Consider the following 22658-nt stretch of genomic DNA (forward strand, 5'->3'; position numbering starts at 1 on the left):
CCACTGACCCCCTCACACCCCACACGATCACCGCGAGCAGGCGGTGTCGGGGGCGCGGGAGTCGCGCGCGACGGGATGGGGCGGGAGGCCAACGGGAGACGGGCCGAGGGTGGGGATCAGAGGTGGCAGTTGACGAGGACGGGCTCGGGGTGGAGAGAGACCCCGAAACGCTGCTGGACGCCGTCGCGGATCAGGCGGGCCAGGGCGACCAGGTCGGCGGTGCGGGCGACGCCGCCGCGATTGGTCAGGGCCAGGGTGTGCTTGCCACTGATCGCGGTGCCACCCGGCCCGGGATGCCCCTTGCCGAAGCCGGCCTGGTCGATGAGCCACGCGGCGCTGACCTTCACCAGGTCGCCGGGGCAGGGCCAGGAGGGCGGCTCACCCAGGTCCGCGGCGCGTTCCCGCAGCAGCTCGTACCCCCCCTGGTCGAGCACCGGGTTGGTGAAGAACGAGCCGACCGACCAGGTGTCGGGGTCGGCCGCGTCGAGCACCATGCCCTTGCCGGCGCGCAGCCGCAGCACGGTCGTCCGGGCGTCGGCCAGCGGCACCCGGTCACCCACCTCGACGCCGAGCGCCCGAGCCAGTTCGGCGTAGCGCACGGGGCCGGACAGCGGCGAGCGGCGCAGCCGGAAGTCGACGGAGAGCACCACCCATCGCTCGCTGTACTTGAAGATGCTGGACCGGTAGGCGAACCCGCAGTCCGCCGCGTCGATCCGGCGGACGCCGCCGTCTCGGCGGTCGTACACCTGGACGGCGGTGATGATCTCGGCGACCTCCTGGCCGTACGCCCCGACGTTCTGGATCGGGGTGGCGCCGGCCGAGCCGGGGATGCCGGAGAGACATTCCAGCCCGGACCAGCCGTTGGCCACGGTGGCGGCGACGAGCTCGTCCCAGGGTTCGCCGGCCTCGACCCGTACGGTGAGGGTGTCGGCGTCCTCCGCGACCACCCGCAGCCCGCGCGAGCGCACCAGGACGACCGTGCCGGGGAAACCGTCGTCACCCACCACGACGTTGCTGCCGCCGGCGAGAATCAGGACCTGATCGTCCCGCCCCTGCGCCTCCTGAACCTTTTGTACGATTTCCTCGGCACTGACGGCGGTCTCCAGCCGACCGGCGGGGCCGCCCAGGCGGAGTGTGGTGTATCGCGCCAGGGCGGACGGGTCGGCGGGTCCGGCTCCGGTCGTCGGTTCGGCGTAGACGTCAGACACGCCTTTCACCCTAGGCTGAGGGGCAGCCGCGGCACCCACTGGTGGCCCGGTCACCCCCGGGGAGGAGTGCGATGAGCAAACTGCACGGCACGAAGGACTTCTGGATCGGCGCGCTGCGGGCCGACGGCCCGGCGTTCGCCTCGGCCGTCGCCGAAGCCCCGCCGGAGACCCCGGTGCTCTCCTGTCCCGGCTGGACGGTCACCGATCTGACGCTGCACCTCGCCAGCATCTACCAGTGGGTGCGCTCCTTCGCCGGTGCGGGCGAGCCGACTCGTCCGGGGCGGCGGGACGAGGCCGAACTGCCCGCCGGGATCCCTCCGCTGCAGCTCTGGCAGCAGGAGTACGACCAGCTCATGACCCTCTTCGAGAGCCTCGACCCGGAGGCCCCGGCGTGGAACTGGGCCCCGCAGCCGAAGAAGGCCGCCTTCTGGCTGCGCCGGATGGCCCACGAGACAGCGGTGCACCGTTGGGACGCGCAGCTCGCCATCGCCGCGGGCGACCCGGTGGAGGCGAAGCTCGCCGCGGACGGGGTGGGTGAGGTGCTGGACACCTGGCTGCCCGCGGGGCGGCGGGCGGCGACCGGCCAGTGGCACGGGGTGGTGCAGTTGGTCGCGGCCGACGTGACCCAGGAGTGGTACCTGCGGTTGCGCGGGGACGGGGTGGCCCTGCTGGACACCGCCACCGTCTTCGGTCACGAGGACCACCACGCCCGCGCCCAGGTCACCGGCACGGCGAGTGACCTGCTGCTCGCCCTCTGGGGCCGGGTCAGCTTCGACACCCTGGGGGTGGCCGGCGACCGCGCCCTGCTGGCGGGCCTGCGCGTGGGCTGACTCCGCGCCGACGACAAGCGGCCATTCCGGTGCGGAACGGCCGCTTTGTCGTTGCCGGCTGGCGGCCACCTCGTCGAGCGCCCGTCCGGCCCTCGCCGGCAAGCCGCGTGGCGCGATCCGGCGGCACCTGGGAGCGCTCTCTTGACAGGAGGCCAGGCACCTACCACGCTGTCGTGGGAGCGCTCTCTCAGCCTTCGTGACCTGGGCCGGGAACCGGCTGCGACTCGCTCACCCGCAGGTTCTCTCGCTCCACCACCCGATTGACCTGAGAGGAATCCGATCGAAGATGGTTATCTTCTCCCGCCGCCGTCTGGGGGTCGCGCTGGTCGCCACCGCCGCGCTGCTGGGCACCGCCGCGTGCGGCGGCGCCGACGCCGCCGACGACGGGACGGTCACCCTGACCGTCGACGTGTTCGGCCAGTTCGGCTACGACGAGCTCTACAAGGAGTACATGGCCAGCCACCCCGGCGTGAAGATCGTCGAGCGGGGCACCGGCAGCAACCTCGACGAGTACTCACCGAAGCTGACCCAGTGGCTCGCCGCCGGCAAGGGCGCGGGCGACGTGGTCGCCATCGAGGAAGGGCTGCTGGTCGAGTACAAGGCCAACCCGCAGAACTTCGTCAACCTGCTCGACCACGGCGCGGCCGACCTCAAGGGCAACTTCCTCGAGTGGAAGTGGAACCAGGGCCTCACCGCCGACGGCAAGCAGCTCATCGGCCTCGGCACGGACGTCGGCGGCATCGCCATCTGCTACCGCAAGGACCTGTTCGCCAAGGCCGGCCTGCCCACCGAGCGCGACGAGGTCTCCAGGCTCTGGCCCACCTGGCAGGACTTCATCAAGGTCGGCGAGCAGTTCACCGCGAAGAACACCGGCGCCTCGTTCCTGGACGGGGCCACCAACACCTTCAACACCATCCTGCTCCAGACCGCCGGCAACACCACCGGATACAGCTACTACGACACCAGCGACAACCTCGTGGTAGACAGCAACCCGGCGGTCAGGCAGGCGTACGACACCACGATGGACATCATCGACTCCGGTCTGTCGGGCAAGTACGGCTCCTGGTCGGAGGAGTGGGTCTCCGCCTTCAAGCAGTCGAAGTTCGCCACCATCGCCTGCCCGTCCTGGATGACCGGTGTGATCGAGGGCAACGCCGGCGAGGGCGCCAAGGGCAAGTGGGACATCGCCCAGGTCCCCGGCAGCGGCGGCAACTGGGGCGGCTCCTTCCTCGCCGTGCCGAAGCAGACCAAGCACCGGGCCGAGGCGATCGAGCTGGCGAAGTTCCTGACCAGCGCCAAGGGCCAGATCGGCGCGTTCAAGGCCAAGGGCGCCCTGCCGTCCTCGCCGCAGGCGTTGGACGACCCGGCGATCGCCGACTCGACCGACGCGTACTTCTCCGGCGCTCCCGTGGGCAAGATCTTCAGCGCCGGCGCGAAGAGCCTGAAGCCGGTCTACATGGGCCCGAAGAACCAGGCCGTCCGCACCGAGGTGGAGAACGCCGTCCGCACGGTGGAACTGGGACAGCGCAGCCCCGGGCAGGGCTGGACCGACGCCGTGACCAACGCCAAGAAGGCCGCCGCCAAGTAGCCCGAGTCGCCCGTGCGGGCGGGCCCGGAGCACCACCGGACGCGCCCGCACGGCGGAATAGGAGACCACGGCATGGCCGTCCATCTCGACGCCCGGCCGCCGGCCGTACCGGCGCCCCGGCGAAGCCACCCCGACCGGGGCCACCGGCTCGCCCGGCTCGACACCCGGTTCTCGCCCTACCTCTACATCGCCCCGTTCTTCCTGCTCTTCGCCGTCTTCGGCCTCTACCCGCTGGGCTACACCCTCTGGGTCTCGCTGCACGACTGGGACCTGCTCGGCGCGAGCCCCACCTTCGTCGGCGCGCAGAACTACCGCCAGTTGATGTCCGACCCGGACTTCTGGAACTCCGTGGTCAACACCCTCGGCATCTTCGCCCTCTCCACCGTGCCGCAGATGCTCCTCGCACTCTGGCTGGCCAACCTGCTCAACCGGCAGCTACGCGGACGGACCGGCTGGCGGATGGCGGTGCTGGTCCCGAACGTCACCTCCACCGCCGCGGTGGCGATCGTCTTCGGCGTGCTGTTCAGCCGCGAGTTCGGGATGATCAACTGGCTGCTCGACCTGGTCGGGATCGACCCCGTCAACTGGAAGGCGAACCGCCTCGCGTCCTGGGTGGCCATCTCCGCGATGGTCGACTGGCGGTGGACCGGCTACAACGCGCTGATCTTCCTGGCCGCGATGCAGGCCATCCCGCGCGACCTCTACGAGTCGGCCTCGATCGACGGTGCCGGCCGGGCCCGGCAGTTCTGGTCGATCACCGTGCCGCTGCTCAAGCCGACGATCGTCTTCGCGGTCATCATCTCCACCATCGGCGGGCTCCAGCTCTTCACCGAGCCCCGCCTCTTCCACTCCGGCACCAACGCGATCCGCGGCGGGCCGCTGCGGGAGTCGCAGACGATGACCATGTACATGTTCGAGAACGCCTTCGCGCCGCACTACAACTTCGGCTACGGCTCGGCCGTCGCCTGGCTGCTCTTCGCCCTGATCGCGATCGTCGCGGCCGTCAACGTGCTGGTGCTGCGCCGCCTCGGCGGCGGGCGCAGGGAGGAAACCCGATGAGACTCTGGTCTGCCGGCCGGCTCACCTACGCGGCGCTGGTCGTCACCGCCGTCCTGTCGATCTTCCCGATCTACTGGATGTTCGTGGTGGCGAGCCGCACCAGCGACGCGATGGGCCAGGTACCGCCCCCGCTCACCCCGGGGGGCAATCTGGGCGCCAACATCGCCCGGCTCTTCGCCAACACCGACGCGTACTTCCTGACCGGCCTGGTCAACTCGGCGATCGTCGCGGTCTCGGTCACCGTCTCGGTGGTCTTCTTCTCCACCCTGGCCGGCTTCGCCTTCGCCAAGCTGCGGTTCCGGGGACGCAACGCCCTCCTGCTGGTCATCATCGCGACGATGATGGTGCCGACCCAACTCGGCGTCATCCCGTTGTACATGCTGATGACGAAGTTCAACTGGAACGACCGGCTGCCGGCGGTGATCGTGCCCGCGCTGGTCACCGGGTTCGGGGTCTTCATGATGCGCCAGTACGCCGGCCAGGCGGTCAGCAACGAACTGATCGAGGCGGCCCGGATGGACGGCTGCCACACCGCCCGGATCTACTGGAACGTGGTGCTGCCCGCGCTGCGGCCGGCCGCCGCGGTACTCGGTCTACTCACCTTCATGACTACTTGGAATGATTTCCTCTGGCCGTACGCCGTGCTCAACGATCCGGAGAACCCAACAGTGCAGTTGTCGTTGCGGGCCCTGTCGGACGGGTACTACCAGGACATGTCGCAGGTGTTCACCGGCACCGCCATCGCGACCCTGCCCCTGCTGCTGGTGTTCGTCGTGTTCGGCCGCCAGATCATCGGCGGCATCATGGAAGGTGCGGTCAAGGCGTGAGCGCGAGGCAAGATCCTCCCCTGCTGGCCCCGCAGCCGCGAATGGAAGAAGGCAACGTGACCGACCTCCGATTCCCCGAGAACTTCGTCTGGGGGGCGGCAACCGCCGCGTACCAGATCGAGGGGGCGGCCCACGACGACGGGCGCGGCCCGTCGATCTGGGACACCTTCAGCCGTACGCCCGGCAAGGTGTTCGCCGGCCACACCGGAGACGTCGCCTGCGACCACTACCACCGGTACGCCGACGACGTGGCGCTGATGGCCGGGTTGGGGCTGAAGGCGTACCGGTTCTCGGTGTCCTGGCCCCGGATCCGGCCGGACGGCACCGGCCCGGTCAACCCGCGCGGGTTGGACTTCTACGACCGGCTCACCGACGCGCTGCTGGAGCGGGGCATCGACCCGATCGTCACCCTCTACCACTGGGACCTGCCGCAGGCGTTGCAGGACCGGGGCGGCTGGACCAACCGGGACACCGCCGCCCACCTGGCCGACTACGCCGTCGCGGTACACACCCGTCTCGGCGACCGAATCCGCACCTGGACCACGCTCAACGAGCCGTGGTGCTCGGCCTACCTGGGGTACGGCAACGGGGTGCACGCCCCCGGCGAGCGCGACGCGGGGGCGGCCTTCGCCGCCGTGCACCACCTGCTGCTGGGGCACGGCCTGGCGGCCCGCGCGCTGCGCGCGGCCGGCGCGGAGATCGTCGGGATCACCCTGAACCCGGCCGACGCGCAGCCGGCGGACCCGACCAGCGCCGCGGACGCCGCCGCCGTACGCCTGGTCGACGGCCTGCACAACCGGATCTTCCTCGACCCGCTGACCGGAGCCGGTTACCCGCAGGACGTGCTGGAGCACGTCTCCCGGCTGGTCGAGCCGACCTTCCTCCGGGACGGCGACGAGAAGACCATCGCCGCGCCGATCGACCTGCTCGGGCTGAACTACTACGCCCCGACCTACGTCGCCGGCCGGCCGGACGGTGCCGGCGGCAGCGCGTACCCGGGCACCGAGGGCGCGGTGGAGTTCCTCCCGCCCACCGGCCCGACGACCGAGATGGGCTGGATGATCGAGGCGGGCGGGCTGACCCGGCTGCTGGAGCGGGTCAGCCGGGACTACCCGGGGCTGCCGCTGATGATCACCGAGAACGGCGCGGCGTTCCCGGACAAGACCGGCGCCCAGGACCCGGACGGCGGCCACCGGGTGCTGGACCACGACCGGATCGCCTACCTCGACGGGCACCTGCGGGCGGCGCACGAGGCCATCGCCCGGGGCGTCGACCTGCGCGGCTATCTCGTATGGTCGTTGCTGGACAACTTCGAGTGGGCCGAGGGGTACCGGAAGCGGTTCGGAATCGTCCACGTCGACTACCTGACCCAGCGGCGCACACCGAAAGCCAGCGCCAGGTGGTACCAGGAGGTGATCTCCCGGAACGGACTGTGACGAGGTGGTGGTAACGGGGATGACGACGGCACAGCGACCGACCCTGGAGGCGGTCGCCCGGCGGGCCGGGGTGTCCCGGGCGACCGTGTCCCGGGTGGTCAACGGCTCCACCACCGTCGCCGAGCCGATCCAGGAGGCGGTCCGCCGGGCCGTGGCCGAGTTGGGGTACGTGCCCAATGCCGCCGCCCGCAGCCTGGTCACCCAGCGGACCGACTCGGTCGCCCTGGTCATGCCGGAGGAGGCCACCCGGGTCTTCTCCGACGACCAGGTCTTCCCGGGAATCATCCGGGGCGCGGCGCAGGAACTGGAGGCCGCCGACAAGCAGTTGGTGCTGATGCTGGCCGGTTCGGCGGCCGGTCACGAGCGGGTCGAGCGGTACACCACCGGCCGGCACGTCGACGGGGTGCTCTTCGCCTCGCTGCACGGCGCGGATCCGCTGCCCGGCAGGCTGATGCGGCTGGGCATCCCGGTGGTCTGCGCCGGCCGGCCGCTCGACGGTGACCGGGTGCCGTACGTCGACGTGGACAACGCGGGCGGGGTGGTCCGGGCCGTCCGGCACCTGATCGGAACCGGTCGTCGGCGGATCAGCACCATCGCCGGCCCGCAGGACATGGTCGCCGGCATCGAGCGGCTGGCCGGCTACCGGGACGTGGTCGCCGAGGCGGGGCTGCCCGAGATGGTCGCGTACGGGGACTTCACCCGGGAGTCCGGGGCGTCGGCGATGCGCCAACTGCTGGCCGCGTACCCCGACCTGGACGCGGTCTTCGCCGCCTCCGACCTGATGGCGCACGCCGCCCTGCGGACGCTCCGCGAGGCGGGACGGCGGGTGCCCGACGACGTCGCGGTGGTCGGTTTCGACGACATCGAGACGGCCGCGTACACCGATCCGCCGCTGACCACGATCCGCCAGCCAGTAGTGGAGCTGGGTCGGGCGATGACCCGCCAGTTGCTGCGGTTGGCCGCCGGCGAGGCGATCGACGAGGCGCTGATCCTCCCCACCGAGCTGGTGCCACGCCAGTCGGCCTGAGGGTGTTCCGGGGGTGTCGCGGCGGGCCGGGACACCCCCGGGGCGGGTCATCCACAGGAGGCGTAAGGGATCGATGGATCTGGTTATCCGGGTTCGGGTTCAGTACGCTCGGTCGTGCCGCCGGCGTATCGCCTATGAGGGTTGCCCGCTGCCTCACCCAGCCCAGGATCACCCGCGCCGGTCGCAGGTCCACCCGTCCACGTCGACGACCGAGACACAGCTGGGAGGCAGTGATGAAGCGCGGCGTCTACTTCCTGGCCAATGACGCGATCCTCGACCGGGTCATCGCCTTCCTGAACAGCTTCCGGTCGTACAATCCCCGCCTTCCGCTGTGCCTCGTACCGTTCGCCGACGATGTCGACCGCGTCCGGTCCCTCGCCGACCGGTACGGCTTCAGCGTGTGGGACGACGACGCGGTGCTCCGGGAGTGCGACGCGATAGGCCGGGAGTTCCACGACGGCGTGACCTGGGGGCACTACCGCAAGCTCGCCATGTGGACGGGCGGCTTCGACGAGTTCCTGTACATCGACTCCGACACGATCGTGCTGGAGCCGGTCGACTTCGTCTTCGACCATCTCGACCGGTACGACTTCCTGACCTCGCACTCGGATCTCCCCGAGATCCGCCGCTGGGTGTGGCGAGACTCCGTCTACGACACGGGCGCGTTGACCTCGGAACAAATCGGGTACGCGGCCAGCACGGGCTTCGTGGCGTCCCGAGCCGGCCTGATCGACCCGGCGGAGGTGCGCCGATCGCTGGCTGCTCCACTCGCGCTGGCGCCGCACATGGAACTGCTCTGCCGGGAGCAGCCGCTGTTGAACTACCTGATGGTGACCTCCGGTCGGCCGTACTCGAGCCTGTCGGCGATCGCGGCAGCGACGAACGACCCCGGCATTCCGCAGGAGCAGTGGGCGGGGCTCGACGTCGGCCGGGTCGAGGCGGGGCGGTTGGTTCCGTCGCGGGTCCAGCGGGTACTGCTGGTGCACTGGGCCGGGGAGTGGCACAGAGCCCAGGCCGAGGGGCAGCCGATTCCCTACCATGACCTGTGGCGGCACTACCGCGCGCTCGGTGACGGGTGAGGCACGACTCCGGGTACCGCCCCGGCCCCGGGAATTATTCGGTGGAGTCTCCGCCACACCGGCGATAGCTTCGCCGGATGAACGGACTCCGGCTGATCCGCGTACCGGCCCTCTCCGACGTCGCCGAGTACGCGTACGCCGCCACCGTCGATCCCGTCACCCGGTTGGTCTTCACCGCGGGCGCGTGCCCGCTGGACGCCGACGGCCGCACCGTGGCGCCCGACGACCCGGTCGCCCAGGCCCACCAGGTGATGGCGAACCTGGAGACGGCGCTGGCCGCCGCCGGTGCCCGGCTCACCGACGTCGTCAAGACCACCGTGTACGTGGCCTCGTCCCGGCGGGCCGACCTGGTGGCGGTCTGGGCGGTGGTCCGGGACGCCTTCGGCGACCACGACCCGCCGAGCACCCTGCTCGGGGTGGCCCTGCTCGGGTACTCCGACCAGCTCGTCGAGGTGGAGGCCGTCGCCGCCGTACGCGAGGCGGGCTGAGTGCGCGTCCGCACCGCCGTTGCCGAGGACGCCGTCAGCCGGTTTCGGCCACCCGCCGGGCGGTGGCGTACGTGTCCGGACCGAAGAGAACCAGCCGGGCCTCGCTGACGTGCACCGTTGCGGCGGCCCGCAGCACCGCGAGCGTCTGGCGTACCGCGTCGTCGACCGGCCAACCGTAGACGCCCGCGGAAATCAGCGGGAAGGCCACCGTCGCCGCGCCGAGTCCGTCGGCGACGGCCAGACTGTTGGCGTAGCAGTCGCGGAGCAGGCCCGACCGGTCCTCGACGGCGGAGTAGACCGGCCCGACGGTGTGCACCACCCAGCGGGCGTGCAGTTCGCCGGCGGTGGTGGCGACGGCCTGGCCGGTGGGCAGGCCCCGGCCGTACCGGGAGGCCCGCAAGGCCCGACACTCGGCGAGGATGGCCGGACCGCCCCGGCGGTGGATCGCGCCGTCCACTCCCCCGCCGCCGAGCAGGAAGGAGTTGGCCGCGTTGACGATCGCGTCGACCCGCTGGGCGGTGATGTCCCCCTCGATCAGGGTGATCTCCATGTCAGCCTTCGGTGACGGGCTGGCCGAGTGACCGGCGGGCCAGCAGGGTGGCCCCGGCGACGGCGGCCGGCATGACCAGCACCGCACCGAGCGGGATCAGGAAGCAGGCGAAGACCGCCACACCGAAACCGAGTGTGGCGGGCCGGTCCGCCCTGAGGATGGATCGACGGTCGGCCAGCCGCAACCCACGCCGGGAAAACGGTGCCCCGGTCAGCTCCACGGCGAGCAGCCAACCACCCACCAGCCCTCCGATCACCGGCACCACCGTCTGCCCGACCACCGGGACGAAGCCGGCGGCGAAGAGGGGGATTCCGAAGAGCCCCGCGCGGCCGACCAGCCGCAGGGAGTCGACGAGGCTGCGCCGCAGGGACGCCCAGAACGGCACGTCCACCGCTCCCGGCGTGCCGCCCAGACGCTCCTCCACCCGCTCGGAGATCTTCTCGTAGAACGGGTCACCGATGACCAGGGTGACCGCGGTGAAGCTGACCACCGCGAGCAGCCCGCCCAACCCGAGGAAGGCCAGCGCGGCGATCACCCGGATCAGGTTGCGGGCGCTGGTGGGCCAGCCGTCGGCGAACGGCGTGACCCAGGCGGCCAGATCCTCCACGAGGTACGCGAGGGCGGCGAACGCGGTCACGAAGATCGCGGCGGAGATCAGCGCCGGGACGATGCCCAGCAGCATCAGGCCAGGGCTGCGGACGTACATGCCGAGGCCGCGCAGGAGCAGCCCGACGCCGGTGAAGAAGCGGCCGATCGCGCCGGTCGCCGGTGCGGCCACGTCACGGGGTGCGTTCACGACCGCAGAGCCTAGTTGTTGTGGGTCAGGACGTTGGTGACGGCGCATAGTGGTGGGCAAGGTTGGTGGCGAGGTCGCGGAGGTGAGCCCTGGCTTCGGTGGGGCCGTGCACAGTGATGGCGCTCCCGAACGGCAGTAGTGCTCGCACGTCCTCCAGACGCTGAAAGCGGATTGTTACCTTGTGGCCGATAGGGGATTCTTCATGGTCGTCCCGGACGAGTTGTAGGCCAAAGATCCGTTGCGCTCGCTCGATCTGGGTCTGGTCGATGGTGGCGCTGACCTCGATCGCGTGGTTGTGTTCCCACTGGGCAACAAGCGCTGCGGCGACGGTGGACAGGGTCTGGCTCTCGCGGATCCGTCGTGGCTGGTCGACTTCTTTCCACGTCGTGAGCCGTTCGAGTCGGTACATCCGTGGCACTCGCGCACAGTCGGCGACGAGGTACCAGGTGCCGGCCTTGGCGAACAGCCCGTAGGGATCCACGACCAGGTCGCGTGGGCATGATTCGCGTGGGCTGTCGTACTCGATCCGTAGCCGGCGACCTCGCCGCACTGCGCCGATCAGCGAAGCAGGAGTCGTGCCGGAAGCTCGTGCCTGACGCCAGGGACGGTTGTCCACGTGCACTACGTCGGTGAGCGGCAGGAGCTCATGAACTCGACGTGGCTGTGTAGCGGCGATCTTGGAGAGCGCCCGCTGGCTTTCGACCGATGCGTTGAGCTCCGCACGTTGCTTCTCGTCCAGCCCGGTGAGCGACAGATGATCACGCTCGACCGGTGTGAGTCGCGTGAGGTCGAGCCGGGACCCGGGCAGCATGGTCACGCCTCCGAGGCGGCCCCGGTGTGCGGTCACCGGCAGTCCGGCGTCGCGGAGCCAGTTCAGGTCCCGGGTGATGGTTCGAAGGGACACCCCGAGCGCCGAGGCAAGTTCCTGTGTGGTCACGGCATCCCTCGATTCGAGGAGCAACATGAGGGAGAAGAAGCGGTCTGGGGTCACACACCAAGTTTTTCAGGAATTGCGACACGATCCGGCGCATATCCCGGTCAGGCTGGTGGACGCGTACCTACTACCTGTGGAAGGAACAACCATGACCACATCCGTCGTGTCCATCGTCTACGTGAGCGACGCTCCCGCCGCAGCTCGTTTCTACGGTGACCTCCTCGGCATGAGCCCCTCGTTCGAGACTCCGGGATACATCACCTTCGACCTCGGGCCAGGCGCTGACCTCGGTCTGTGGTCTGGCCAGTTCGAGGATCTGTCACCGGATGTCCCGCGCACCAGTGAGGTGTGCCTGGCCGTCGACGGTGGACCCGACGAGGTCAACGCGACCTTCGAGCAGTGGCAGGCCAAGGGTGTCAAGATCCTGCGCGAGCCTCATGATGCGGGGTTCGGGCTGACCTTCCTCGCAGCCGATCCTGACGGGAACCGAATCCGCGTCGCACCGCAGGACTGAAAGGCCACAATGCGGCAGGCGCCGCTTGCGGCGAACGGACACCTTCCCACCCACGCGAGGCCACGGTTGCCGCAAGCTGAGTTGATTATGCGGTGGTCCGGCGTCGGGCCGATGGCCGGGACGGCAGGATGGAACGGTGCGCGTGTCCCGGTTGATCTCCTTGGTGCTGCTGTTGCAGTCACGGGAGACGATGACCGCCGCGGAACTCGCCCGCGAGCTGGAGGTCTCCGAGCGGACCGTCTACCGGGACGTGGTGGCGCTCTCCACCGCCGGGGTGCCGGTCTACGCCGACCGGGGGCGAAGAGGTGGCTACCGGCTGATCGGTGGCTACCGCACCCGGTTGACCGGGCTGACCCGGGACGAGGCGGAGGCGCTGTTCCTGGCCGGGCTGCCCGGCCCGGCCGGCGACATGGGACTTGCCGAGGCGGTCGCCGCCGCCGAGCTGAAGGTCCTCGCCGCGCTGCCGCCCAACCTGAGGGACGCGCCGGCCCGCGCCGGCCAGCGGTTCCACCTGGACGTGCCCGGCTGGTTCCGCGAGTCGCCACCGCCGCCACGGCTGGCGGAGTTGGCGCGGGCCGTCTGGTCCGACCGGGTGGTCGAGCTGCGCTACCGGCGCGGTGACCGGGAGGTCGTCCGCCGGGTCGAGCCGTACGGGCTGGTGCTCAAGAGCGGCACCTGGTACCTGGTCGGCCGGGTCGGCGAAGGAACGCGCACCTACCGGGTCGACCGGGTGCTCGACGTCACGCCGGACACCGCGACCTTCACCCGGGACGGGGGCTTCGACCTGGGTGGATACTGGCGGGAACAGGCGGAGGCGTTTCTGCGGACGATGCTGCGCGAGCGGATCACCGTCCGGCTGAGCTCCGCCGGCCTGCGCGCGCTGCGCTGGGCCGCCGACACCCCTCTCGTGTACGACGAGGCGCTGACCGCGGCGGACGAACCCGACGGGCAGGGGTGGGTGGTCACCCGACTGCCCGTCGAGTCCGTCGACGTGGCGTACGACCTGGTGCTGCGGCTCGGACCGGAGGTGGAGGTGCTCGACCCGCCGGAGCTACGGGCGCGGCTCGCCGACGTGGCCCGCCGCCTCGGCGAGCGGTACGACGGTCAGCGGTAGTCGGCCGGGTCCGCCTTCTTCCCGCCCTCGACGACCTCGGTGATGTAGCGGAAGCCCTGCGGCCGGCTGCCGTCGAGGTCGGTGAAGCCGTACACCGTCGCCAACTCGCCGCTGTCGGTGGACTTGCCGTTCCACCTGGCCCTGTCCGGGTCGGCGGCGAGCGCGGCGACCGCCCGCCCGACGTACGCCGGGGTCTCCGAGATGACGAAGTCCGGCTCCTTGGCGATGGCGTCACGCCAGTTCTCCTCGGTGACGCCGTAGTGCTCCAGCATCGCCTCCGAGCGCAGCCACCCGGGGGTGATCGCCACCGCCGTGCAGCCGTGCGGCTTCAGTTCCTCGGCCTGGATGAAGCCGAGCCGGTTGACGCAGGTCTTGGCCAGATCGTAGAAGGCCGACAGCCGGTAGTGGTCGTCGTTGTACGCCTTCGTCCCGTCGCCGATTTCGACCACCAGGCCGCCCGGGTTGCGGATCAGCAGCGGCAGCGCGAAGTGGCTGGTGATCAGATGGGTGTGCACCGCCAGTTGCAGGGTGCGGAAGCCGTTGTCCAGGGGCTGCTTCCAGATCGGCTCGTTCCAGGCGATCAGGTGATCGCTGCCCCAGACGTCGTTGACCAGCACGTCGAGGCGGCCCTCTTCGGCGTCGATCCGGGCGACCAGGTCACGCACCTGCTCGGGCACCAGGTGGTCGACCCGTACCGCGATGCCGGTGCCCCCGGCGGCGGCGACCAACTCGGCGGTCTCCTCGATGGTCTCCGGCCGGTCGATCTCGGAGCGGCCGGCCCGGGTGCTGCGGCCGGTGGCGTAGACGGTCGCGCCGGCCGCGCCGAGCTGGACCGCGATCTGCCGACCCGCGCCCCGGGTCGCTCCGGCCACCAGTGCGATCTTTCCTTCCAGCGGTTTCGTCGTCATGCCACCGAGGCTGTCAGGGATACCTGACAGACGAAGTCCGGTTTTTGTGAATCGGTGCCGTCCGTCATGCTCGCCGGCACGCACCCACTGCTCGCCGGGATCGTCGACTCGCTCGCCTACGCCCCCGGCCGGGCTCCGGCGATCCCCCGACCACCTGCCCGGCGCGCGCACCACGGGCGGCGGGCGGGTTGGGTCAGGCGTTGAGGAACGTCGAGATCCGTTCCCGCAGGTCGGCGCGGTCCGTCCAGGCGAACCCCGGCCGGTCGTACACGTGCAGGGTGGCGTGCGGCAGGGCGGCGGCCACCTGCTCGGCGACGTACACGGGGTGCAGGTCGTCGCCGGCACAGCCGATGACCAGCGCCGGAGCGGTGACCGCGGCGAGCGCCCCGACGTCCGCCAGCGGGGCCTGCTCGGCCAGGTCGGCCAGGCTGGGCGCCAGCCCGTCGCGGAGCAGCTGGTCCAGCCGCTGCCGCAGGTACGCCCAGCCGGCCGGAGTGTTCCGGACCGGGGGCGGGAGCTCCAGCGAGACGACGTCGGCGACAGCCGAGGCGTCTCCGGTGGACACCGCGTCCAGCAGGTCGGTCAGCCGTTGCCAAGCGCCGGGCCCGCGCGCGGTGTCCAGTACGGCGGGCAGCAGGAGGACCAGCCGCTCGAAGCGGTCGGGGCTGTCGGCCAGCAGCCGGCACAGCGCGCCGGCCCCGAGACTGGCCCCGAAGGCCCGGGTCGCGTTACCGAGGTCGGCGACGGCCCGCAGGTCCCGGGCGAGATCCAGATAGCTCCACGGGCCGGGCGGCGCGTCGGAGCGGCCGTGCCCCCGGAACTGGAAGAAGATCTTGCGGCCGACGACCGCGCTGCCGAACGGGCGGGTGGTGGCGATTCCGTTGCCCAGCCCGTGCGCGAAGACGGTGACCGGGTCACCGGCACCGGTGACCAGCCGCTCCAGCCGTACGCCGTGCGGCGTCGCGACGAGCTCGGTCTCCGGGTCGGGCAGCGCCGGTCGTCCGGTACGCGGGGCGCCCGGCCCCGGCCCCCAGGTGCGGGGGCCGCCGTCGGGCGGTGGGGGCCAGCGGAAACCCCTCACGAGAACCCTTTGCCGTCGTGCAGGTCGCGCAGCCCGACCCGGACGTCGAGCAGATAGATCAGGCCGGCCGCGATGCCGATCAGCCCGAAGATGCTGAGCGCGCCGAACCCGAGGAGGGTGAGCGCCAGGCAGACCGCCAGGATCGCCACCCAGCCCCCCTTGGGCAGGGTGCCGATCGTCGCGAACCCGTCGCCCCGCTGGGTGATCGCGTGCACCAGAGCGACGCCCTGCACGATCAGCGCGAAGACGAGCAGAACCAGGTTGATCACGGAGACGACGTCGAAGACGAAGATCGGCGCGGCGATGGCCATGACGGCCAGCATACGGCGACGACCCCGGAAACGTCCCACAGGACGCCTCCGGGGTCGTACCGGTACGGTCGGGCTACTCGGCGGCCGGGCGGGCCCGCCGGGTGGTCTTCGGCAGCTTGGCCGACGGGGTGGCCGGCTTGGCGGCGTCCTTCGTGGCCTGCGTGCGGACGGCCTTCGGCTTGGTCGCCACGGCCTCGGCGACCTCGGTCGGGCTGGGCGCGACGTCCTCGGTGGACCCGGTCTTGGCCTCGGGCGCCACGCTGGCGTCGGTGGTCTCGATGTCGGCGTTGACGGTGTCGGCGGCCTCGAGGACGCCGGCGCCCACCACCCGCTCGCCCCGGGCGATCAACGCGCCGTACGCGGCCAGCGCCCGCTCCTGGGCGGCCTGCGCGCCGGCCAGGACGGCGGCGGCGTTGCGGGTGGCGACCGCACGCAACTTGTCCAGTTCGAGATCGGCCGGGACCGCCTTGGCGCGCAGCTCGGCCGCCGTGAGGTTGGCGGTCTTGAAGGTCTCGGTGGCCTTCTGGCGCAGCTCGACGCCGGTGACGACGGCCTTGCCGCCGAACTCGGTGACAACCTTGGCGCCGTCGGTGACGACCTTGTCGCGCAGCTCGCCCACCACGGTGGGGAGCTTGCGCAGCTGCTGGTAGGCCAGCTCGCCGGCGCCGGCGGCGGCGTAGAGCGGGGCGGGGATGCGGTTGGTCTTCGGCTGGGTCATGACTGTTCCTCCTCGGCCGACACGGCGGCCTTCGGGGCCGCCTGCGGGGCGGCCTTCCTGCTGCGGACGCTGGCGGTGGGAGCGGGTGCGGCGCCGGCCTCGGTGACGGCGACCGATTCGAGGACGGCCTCGGTCGGGGTGCCGTCGGGAGTGGTCGGGCCGGTTGCGGCCGGCCCCGCGGTGGCCGAGGCCTCGGCCGGTGTCGCCGGCGCGGTCGGCTCGGCCGGTGTTGCCGGCGCGGTCGGCTCGGCCGGTGTTGCCGGCGGGGTCGGCTCGGACGGTGTCGCCGGCGCGGTCGGCGTGCCGGTGGACGCCGGGGCAGAGCCCTGGCCGGCGGTGGCCTCGGCGAGCCGGACGTTCTCCCGGCGGAAGGTCTCGTAGATCTGGCTCAGTGACTGCTTCTGGGCCATCGTCAGGTCGGGGTCGACGGCGATCGCCGCGAGCACCCCCTGCCTCTCCTTGTCGTCGAGCAACCCGGCCCGTAGGTACATGGCCGGGGTGGAGACCCGCAGCGCGCTGGCGAGCTGCTGGAGCACCTCGGCGCTGGGCTTGCGCAGGCCTCGCTCGATCTGGCTCAGGTACGGGTTGCTCACCCCCGCCTGCTCGGCGAGCTGGCGCAGCGAGATCTTGGCGTTCCGGCGCAGGTCACGGATGAATCCGCCGACGTCGGGTAGATCCTTGGGTGCGGCCATGCCCCAACGGTAGCCCGCGCTGCTAACTCCAGCAAGCAAAGTGCTAGCCAGAGTTAGCAATGCCACAGCAGGGATGTTGCCTGCCGATTGTCCGGTCCGTAGCTTGTTCGGAATGGCGAAGATCGACATCAACGGGGCCCGACTGGCGTACGACGACCTGGGCAGTGGCACCGCCGTGGTCCTGCTACACGCCGGGATCGCCGACCGGCGGATGTGGCGGGGACAACTCTCCACCCTCGCCGAACGGCACCGGGTGATCGCCCTCGACCTGCGCGGCTACGGCGACTCCGAGCTTCCCCCCGAGCCCTTCGCCCACCACGACGACGTGGTCGGCCTGCTGGACGCGCTCGGCGTCGGGAAGGCCGCCCTGGTCGGCTGCTCCTTCGGTGGCGCGGTGGCCATCGACACCGCCCTGGCCCACCCGGACCGGGTGAGCGCGCTCGCGCTGCTCGGCTCGGCCGTCTTCGGCAACGAGTGGTCCACGGAGACCGAGGAACTCTGGGAGAGGCTGGTCGGCGAGGTCGACCCGGAGGACTTCACGGCGAGCGCCGCCGGTGAGGTCCGGTTCTGGGTGGTGGGCCCGAGCCGCGACCCGGAGGGCGTCGACCCGGAGCTGGTCGCGTTCGCCGAGGAGATGGACCAGCGGGCCCTCGCCGCCGAGCTGGCGCTCAGCGCGGTGGAGATCGAGGAACTGGACCCGCCCGCGATCGACCGACTGGGCGAACTGCGACTGCCGGTGCTCGTCACCGCCGGCGCGGACGACGTGCGGGACATCGCCCGGCTCGCCGACCGGATCGCGGCCGAGGTGCCCGGCGCGGTCCGCCTTCCCGACATAGCGGACGCCGCTCACCTGCTGCCCCTGGAACGCCCGGAGGCGGTCAATGCCGCCCTGCTCGGCTTCCTGCCCTGACAGCCTTCCCGATCGACTCCGTGTGCCGGAACAGCGGTGTGCGGCGTCACCGCCGTGCGCGGCATCCCGGGTCGAGTGAACGCAGATCGCGTCCTGCCGTGGGGACCGTCCGGGGCGCGTCCAGCGGACCAGGAACGGCGGCCGAGGTCACCAGGTGGCGCGGACCGCGCCGACCGGTAGGCCGCCGCCGAGCAGCGGCAGCTGCGCGTACTCGACCAGCACCGGGGCCTCGACGCCGAGCCGGCGCAGCGCCGAGACCAGCACCGGCATCCGGGCCCGACCCGCGCCGTCGTCGATCTTCAGGGCGACGGCGCCGACGCCGGGAACCGCCGCCGCGACGACGCCCTCCGCGCCGACCTTGGTCAACACCCCGGGTACGCCCCGCATCAGCCGGGTGTCGTCCGCCTGGGTTCCACCGACCAGCTCGGGATACGCCCGCATCGCGTCGGCGACCGTCCGCTCGACGGTGCCGGGCTCGGCCTGGACCAGCCGCAGGTACGCCCGGGCCAGCCCGGTCAGCGAGACCGCGAGCACCGGAGCGCCGCAGCCGTCCACCCCGACGGCCGCCGCCATCTCGCCGGTGAGCTCCTCGATGGTGGCGGTGAGCCGCTGCTGCAACGGGTGCTCGGGCCGCCAGTAACCGTCGAGCGGCCAACCGGCCGCGAGGCAGGTCAGCAGCATCCCGCTGTGCTTGCCGGAGCAGTTCATCTGCACCCGGGTCGGCCCGCCCCCGGCCCGCAGGACCGCCGACCGGGCGGCCTCGCCGATCGGTAGGTCCGGCGGGCAGTGCAGCGCTTCGGCGTCCAGGCCGACGCCGGCCAGCAGCGCGCCGACCCGGGCCAGGTGGAACTCCTCGCCGGCGTGGCTGGCCGAGACCAGCGCGAGGTCGGCCGGGTCGGTCAGCGGCAGCCCGGCACGAAGCATCCCGACGGCCTGCATCGGCTTGCTGGACGAACGCGGGAAGATCGGCGAGGTCACGTCTCCCGCGCCGGCCACCGGCGCACCGGCGGCGTCGAGGACCACCACGGAACCCCGGTGGACACCCTCCACGAAACCGGACCGGACCACCTCGACCAGCGGCACACCACCCTCGTACGTCTCTGCCACGTCGTGGACGGTACCGGCCGGCCCGGCGGCGGGTTGACCAAGGGTGTGACCCCGCGTCGTACCAGCGGTGCGCGGCGGGGCCCTCACAGGCCGAGGAGTTGCCGGGCCTCGGCAGTGGTCAGCGGCGGGCGCTGGGCGAGCTGGGCGAAACCGACGGCCCGCGCCACGAGCTGCATGTTGGACTCCACCGGCTGCCCCTTGGCGTACGTGACGGTGTCCTCCATCCCGACCCGCAGGTGGCCGCCGGCCGACAGCGAGGCGAGCAGCACCGGCAGGGTGCTGCGGCCGATGCCGGTGGCCGAGAAGGTGGTGCCGTCGGGCAGGTCGCGCAGCATCTGCTGGGCGGCGACCAGGGTGGCGGCGGTGCCCGGCATTCCGCCGGGGACGCCCATCACGAAGTCGACGTGCACGTGCCCACCGTGCGGCAGGCCGTACTTCCCGAGCAGCCGTTGCAGGGCGGTGAGGTGACCGAGGTCGAAGATCTCGTACTCGGGCACGATGCCCCTCTCCTGCATCCGGGTGTGCAGGTCGACGATGAACTCCCACCGGTTGAGGAAGACGTCGTCGCCGAAGTTGACCGTGCCCATGGTGCAGGAGGCCATGTCCGGGCCGGCGTCGAGCACGGCGAGCCGGTCGGCCTCCGGGTCGGTGACCGCGCCGCCGGAGGAGAGCTGCACGACGAGGTCGGTGCCCTCCCGCAGCGCCGCCACGGTCTCCCGCAGCCGCCCCTGGTCGAGGGTGGGCCCCGCCTCGTCGTCGCGGACGTGGACGTGGATCACGGCGGCCCCGAGCGCCTCGCACTCCTTCGCGGTCGACAGCAGCTCGTCGAGGGTCACCGGCAGGGCCGGCACCTCCGCCTTGGCCGACTCCGCACCGGTGGGGGCAACCGTGATCAACGTCCCTGTGGTCATGCCGGGATGGTAGCCGCCCGGCTCGGCTCCGGTCGACAGCCGCGACCCGCCGCAGCGAAAGAAATACCCTCAGGGACACACGAAGAAGGAAGAATTCCCGCTTCCTGCAGGTGGTGGCGGCATCCTTACGTGGGGTCGATCGCGGCGGCGCTCTCCCCCACCAACAGCCGGGCGTCGTCGGCGACGTTGCGCTTCACCACCGCGAGGGCGACCTGACCCAGCTCGTGGTGGTGCACGGCGGTACCGACGAAACCGACCGTCCGGCCGTCCAGGGTCACCGGGGTGCCGGCCGCCGGCGGCTGGTCGGTGGTCACCCCGTCCAGGTGTAGCAGGACGAGCCGACGAGGCGGCTTGCCCAGGTTGTGCACCCGGGCCACCGTCTCCTGGCCTCGGTAGCAACCCTTGTCCAGGTGGACGGCGGAGCCGACCAGGCCCACCTCGGCGGGAATGGTGCGGTGGTCGGTGTCCACCCCGGCCCGGGGTCGCCGCGCGGCCACCCGCACCGCCTCGTACGCCCACAGCCCGGCCACCGGCACCCCGGCGCCACGCAGCGTCGCCACCACCTCCCCGGTGGCGGGACGGGGCACCAGCAGGTCCACCCCGAGCGGGCCCCGACGGGCCCAACCGCCGCCGGGCAGCGGCCGCACGTCGTACACCACGCTGGGCCGTGGCGGTAACTCGCCGGAACGGAACTTCGGACCCGGCACCGCGACCACGTCCGATCCGGCCAGCCCGGTGACGCCGAGCGCCGCGACGGCGGCCTCGGCCTCCGGGCCGACCAGCGACAGCAGCGCGTGGTCGACGGTGACGTCGCGCGGGTCGACCTTGCTGAAGAACCGCATCCGCTCCAGGTACGACAGCAGTCCGGAGGCCATCCCCGGCTCGGTGTCCAGCCAGGTGGTCGCGCCGTCCTCGGCGACCATTGCGTGCTGCTCGACATGGCCGTGCGGGCTGAGCACCAGCAGCTCGGTGCCCTGCCAGGGGCGCAACCCGGCCAGGTGCTGGCTGGTCAGGGTGTGCAACCAGCTGATCCGCTCCGCGCCGTCGACGGCCACGACGCCGCGGTGGGACCGGTCCACCAGCCCGACGGCTGCCTCCAGGGCGCGCTGCTCGCGCATCGGGTCGCCGTAGTGCGCGGCCACCCCCCGGACCCCGGCCGCCCGGTGCTCCGGGGCCGGCTGGTCCCGGCTGACCTCGTCGATCGCCTCGACAGCCACCGCTCCCGCGATGTCGATCATTTCGGTTCCCCGTCCTCGCAGTGGCCGCAGACGCCGAAGAGCGCCACGTGCCCGATGTCCACCCGGAAGCCCCGCTCGGTGGCGAGCCGGTCGACGAGCGGGCCCAGCAGCTCCGGCCTGATCTCGTCGATCGCGCCGCACTCCCGGCAGACCAGGTGCACGTGCTGGTGCTCACCGGCGGCGTGGTAGGTCGGCGCGCCGTGCGACAGGTGGGTGTGGGTCACCAGCCCCAGCCGCTCCAACAACTCCAGGGTTCGGTAGATGGTGGTGATGTTGACCCCGGCGGCGACTTCCCGGACCGCCGTGTGCACCTGCTCCGGCGTGGCGTGGCCCAGGTCGAGCACCGCCTGGAGCACGAGCTGCCGCTGCGCCGTCAGCCGCAGCCCACGGGAGCGGAGCATTTCCGCGAGGGAGGATTCGGACACCGTCCGATCATAGTTCGCCCGCCGCACCGGCCCGGAGGACGCCGGACGCGCGCCACTACGCTCGGCGGTCATGGAGGCGTCGAGGATCGCGGTGCTGGGCCGGGGGCTCGTACCGACGGGAGAGCCCGTGCTGCGCGGCGACGACCTCGGCGCGCTGCACGGCGACGGGTTGTTCGAGACCATGCACCTGCGCGAGGGCCGCCCGTGGCTGCCGGCCGCCCACCTGGCCCGGCTACGTGCCGGCGCCGCCGCGGTCGAGCTGCCGCTTCCGCCGGAGGACGCCCTGGTCGGGCTGCTGGACACGGTGGCCGCCGGCTGGCCGGCAACGGTGGAGGGGGCGCTGCGGCTCATCTGCACCCGGGGCCCGGAGGGCGGTGGGCCGCCCACGGTCTACGCGACGCTGGCCGAGGTCCCGGCCGCGTCCCGGCGGGCCCGGCGCGACGGCGTGACCGCGGCCACCCTCCCCCTCGGGGTGCCGGCGACGGCCCGACCCGGGCTGGGTTGGCTGCCCACCGGCATCAAGTCGACCTCGTACGGGGTGAGCGGGGGCGCTGCCCGCCGCTGGGCCGCCCGCCACGGGGTGGACGACGTGCTCTGGGTCTCCACCGACGGGTACGCCCTGGAGGGGCCGAGCGCCAACCTGGTCTGGCTGGCCGGGGACGTACTGTGCACGGTGCCGGCCGCGGCGACCGGCATTCTGCCCGGCACCACCTCCACCTGGCTCCTCGCCCACGCCGACACGCTGGGGTTGGCCGCCGAGGAGCGGATGGTCACCCCGGCTCAGCTGCGCGCGGCCGACGGCCGCTGGCTGACCTCGTCCGTGCGCGGCTTGGTCGAGATCCGCGCCCTGGACGGCGTGGCGCTGCCGCACAGCCCACTCACCGCCCCACTCCAGGCCCTCCTGGCC

The 22658-nt window shown here is 71.9% G+C and carries 25 protein-coding genes; 12 read left to right on the forward strand and 13 right to left on the reverse strand.

From position 1 onward, the window contains the following. Window positions 1-116: 116 nt before the first annotated feature. The gene (locus E1165_RS20180; RefSeq protein WP_132393350.1) at window positions 117-1208 is read right to left on the reverse strand and encodes a UDP-N-acetylmuramate dehydrogenase; all 1092 of its coding nucleotides are present in this window, start codon (window positions 1206-1208) and stop codon (window positions 117-119) included. 71 nt (window positions 1209-1279) lie between these two features. Between E1165_RS20180 and E1165_RS20185 the strand changes: the two genes are divergently transcribed. From E1165_RS20185 to E1165_RS20220, 8 genes are all read left to right on the forward strand, one after another. Beyond that, the gene (locus tag E1165_RS20185; RefSeq protein WP_132393351.1) at window positions 1280-2038 is read left to right on the forward strand and encodes a maleylpyruvate isomerase family mycothiol-dependent enzyme; all 759 of its coding nucleotides are present in this window, start codon (window positions 1280-1282) and stop codon (window positions 2036-2038) included. Between the two features lie 286 nt (window positions 2039-2324). Next, window positions 2325-3626, forward strand: coding sequence for an ABC transporter substrate-binding protein (locus E1165_RS20190; RefSeq protein WP_132393352.1), 1302 nt, complete (start codon window positions 2325-2327; stop codon window positions 3624-3626). A 72-nt stretch (window positions 3627-3698) separates the two neighbouring features. After that, complete coding sequence (locus E1165_RS20195) at window positions 3699-4685, forward strand: carbohydrate ABC transporter permease (RefSeq protein ID WP_132393353.1); 987 nt, start codon at window positions 3699-3701, stop codon at window positions 4683-4685. After that, the gene (locus E1165_RS20200) at window positions 4682-5512 is read left to right on the forward strand and encodes a carbohydrate ABC transporter permease (protein ID WP_132393354.1); all 831 of its coding nucleotides are present in this window, start codon (window positions 4682-4684) and stop codon (window positions 5510-5512) included. The genes E1165_RS20195 and E1165_RS20200 overlap by 4 nt, the downstream gene beginning before the upstream one ends. 56 nt (window positions 5513-5568) lie before the next feature. After that, entirely contained in the window at window positions 5569-6948 is a 1380-nt protein-coding gene (locus E1165_RS20205) for a GH1 family beta-glucosidase (protein WP_132393355.1), read from the forward strand. Window positions 6949-6967: 19 nt separating this feature from the next. After that, window positions 6968-7975: a LacI family DNA-binding transcriptional regulator gene (locus E1165_RS20210; protein WP_132393356.1), complete on the forward strand. Its 1008-nt coding sequence runs from the start codon at window positions 6968-6970 to the stop codon at window positions 7973-7975. Between the two features lie 233 nt (window positions 7976-8208). After that, complete coding sequence (locus E1165_RS20215; protein ID WP_132393357.1) at window positions 8209-9054, forward strand: hypothetical protein; 846 nt, start codon at window positions 8209-8211, stop codon at window positions 9052-9054. 77 nt (window positions 9055-9131) lie between these two features. Beyond that, window positions 9132-9542 carry a RidA family protein gene (locus tag E1165_RS20220; RefSeq protein WP_132393358.1) on the forward strand — a complete coding sequence of 137 codons (411 nt, stop codon included), beginning with the start codon at window positions 9132-9134 and terminating at the stop codon, window positions 9540-9542. 34 nt (window positions 9543-9576) lie between these two features. Here E1165_RS20220 and E1165_RS20225 read toward each other — a convergent pair whose 3' ends face one another. From E1165_RS20225 to E1165_RS20235, 3 genes are read right to left on the reverse strand one after another with little or no spacing between them, the layout of a single operon-like run. Beyond that, a complete protein-coding gene (locus E1165_RS20225) occupies window positions 9577-10092 on the reverse strand; it encodes an O-acetyl-ADP-ribose deacetylase (protein ID WP_132393359.1) in 516 nt (171 codons plus the stop codon). 1 nt (window position 10093) lies between these two features. Then, complete coding sequence (locus E1165_RS20230) at window positions 10094-10888, reverse strand: EI24 domain-containing protein (protein WP_132393360.1); 795 nt, start codon at window positions 10886-10888, stop codon at window positions 10094-10096. A 25-nt stretch (window positions 10889-10913) separates the two neighbouring features. Beyond that, on the reverse strand, window positions 10914-11825 hold the full coding sequence (locus E1165_RS20235; RefSeq protein WP_207916967.1) for a YafY family protein: 912 nt from the start codon (window positions 11823-11825) through the stop codon (window positions 10914-10916). A gap of 25 nt (window positions 11826-11850) precedes the next feature. Between E1165_RS20235 and E1165_RS20240 the strand changes: the two genes are divergently transcribed. Further along, complete coding sequence (locus E1165_RS20240; protein WP_207916968.1) at window positions 11851-12336, forward strand: VOC family protein; 486 nt, start codon at window positions 11851-11853, stop codon at window positions 12334-12336. Between the two features lie 142 nt (window positions 12337-12478). Beyond that, entirely contained in the window at window positions 12479-13450 is a 972-nt protein-coding gene (locus E1165_RS20245) for a YafY family protein (RefSeq protein WP_207916969.1), read from the forward strand. Here the strand turns inward: E1165_RS20245 and E1165_RS20250 are convergent. The 5 genes from E1165_RS20250 to E1165_RS30800 form a co-directional block, all read right to left on the reverse strand. Then, the gene (locus tag E1165_RS20250; RefSeq protein ID WP_132393363.1) at window positions 13441-14358 is read right to left on the reverse strand and encodes an SDR family oxidoreductase; all 918 of its coding nucleotides are present in this window, start codon (window positions 14356-14358) and stop codon (window positions 13441-13443) included. The two genes, E1165_RS20245 and E1165_RS20250, sit on opposite strands and share 10 nt — an antisense overlap. A 193-nt stretch (window positions 14359-14551) precedes the next feature. Then, complete coding sequence (locus E1165_RS20255) at window positions 14552-15439, reverse strand: alpha/beta fold hydrolase (RefSeq protein ID WP_132393364.1); 888 nt, start codon at window positions 15437-15439, stop codon at window positions 14552-14554. Beyond that, a complete protein-coding gene (locus E1165_RS20260) occupies window positions 15436-15750 on the reverse strand; it encodes a DUF2516 family protein (RefSeq protein WP_132393365.1) in 315 nt (104 codons plus the stop codon). Before E1165_RS20260 ends, E1165_RS20255 begins: the two co-directional genes overlap by 4 nt. Before the next feature lie 73 nt (window positions 15751-15823). Further along, complete coding sequence (locus E1165_RS20265) at window positions 15824-16468, reverse strand: hypothetical protein (RefSeq protein WP_132393366.1); 645 nt, start codon at window positions 16466-16468, stop codon at window positions 15824-15826. After that, window positions 16465-17160, reverse strand: coding sequence for a helix-turn-helix domain-containing protein (locus tag E1165_RS30800; protein WP_132393367.1), 696 nt, complete (start codon window positions 17158-17160; stop codon window positions 16465-16467). The genes E1165_RS20265 and E1165_RS30800 overlap by 4 nt, the downstream gene beginning before the upstream one ends. A 112-nt stretch (window positions 17161-17272) precedes the next feature. Here E1165_RS30800 and E1165_RS20275 point away from each other — a divergent pair, with 112 nt between their 5' ends. Continuing rightward, a complete protein-coding gene (locus E1165_RS20275) occupies window positions 17273-18070 on the forward strand; it encodes an alpha/beta fold hydrolase (RefSeq protein WP_132393368.1) in 798 nt (265 codons plus the stop codon). A 147-nt stretch (window positions 18071-18217) separates the two neighbouring features. Here the strand turns inward: E1165_RS20275 and E1165_RS20280 are convergent, their stop codons facing one another. The 4 genes from E1165_RS20280 to E1165_RS20295 form a co-directional block, all read right to left on the reverse strand. After that, a complete protein-coding gene (locus E1165_RS20280) occupies window positions 18218-19177 on the reverse strand; it encodes an asparaginase (RefSeq protein WP_132393369.1) in 960 nt (319 codons plus the stop codon). 83 nt (window positions 19178-19260) lie between these two features. Then, window positions 19261-20088, reverse strand: a complete 828-nt coding sequence (locus E1165_RS20285) for a 3-keto-5-aminohexanoate cleavage protein (protein WP_132393370.1) — start codon at window positions 20086-20088, stop codon at window positions 19261-19263. A 125-nt stretch (window positions 20089-20213) separates the two neighbouring features. Continuing rightward, a complete protein-coding gene (locus E1165_RS20290) occupies window positions 20214-21326 on the reverse strand; it encodes a folate-binding protein YgfZ (protein WP_132393371.1) in 1113 nt (370 codons plus the stop codon). Then, complete coding sequence (locus E1165_RS20295; protein ID WP_132393372.1) at window positions 21323-21751, reverse strand: Fur family transcriptional regulator; 429 nt, start codon at window positions 21749-21751, stop codon at window positions 21323-21325. Before E1165_RS20295 ends, E1165_RS20290 begins: the two co-directional genes overlap by 4 nt. 70 nt (window positions 21752-21821) lie before the next feature. Between E1165_RS20295 and E1165_RS20300 the strand changes: the two genes are divergently transcribed. Next, on the forward strand, window positions 21822-22658 hold an 837-nt coding region (locus tag E1165_RS20300), incomplete at its 3' end, for an aminotransferase class IV (RefSeq protein ID WP_132393373.1).

The organism is Micromonospora sp. KC723, assembly GCF_004348595.1.
Lineage (GTDB): Bacteria > Actinomycetota > Actinomycetes > Mycobacteriales > Micromonosporaceae > Micromonospora.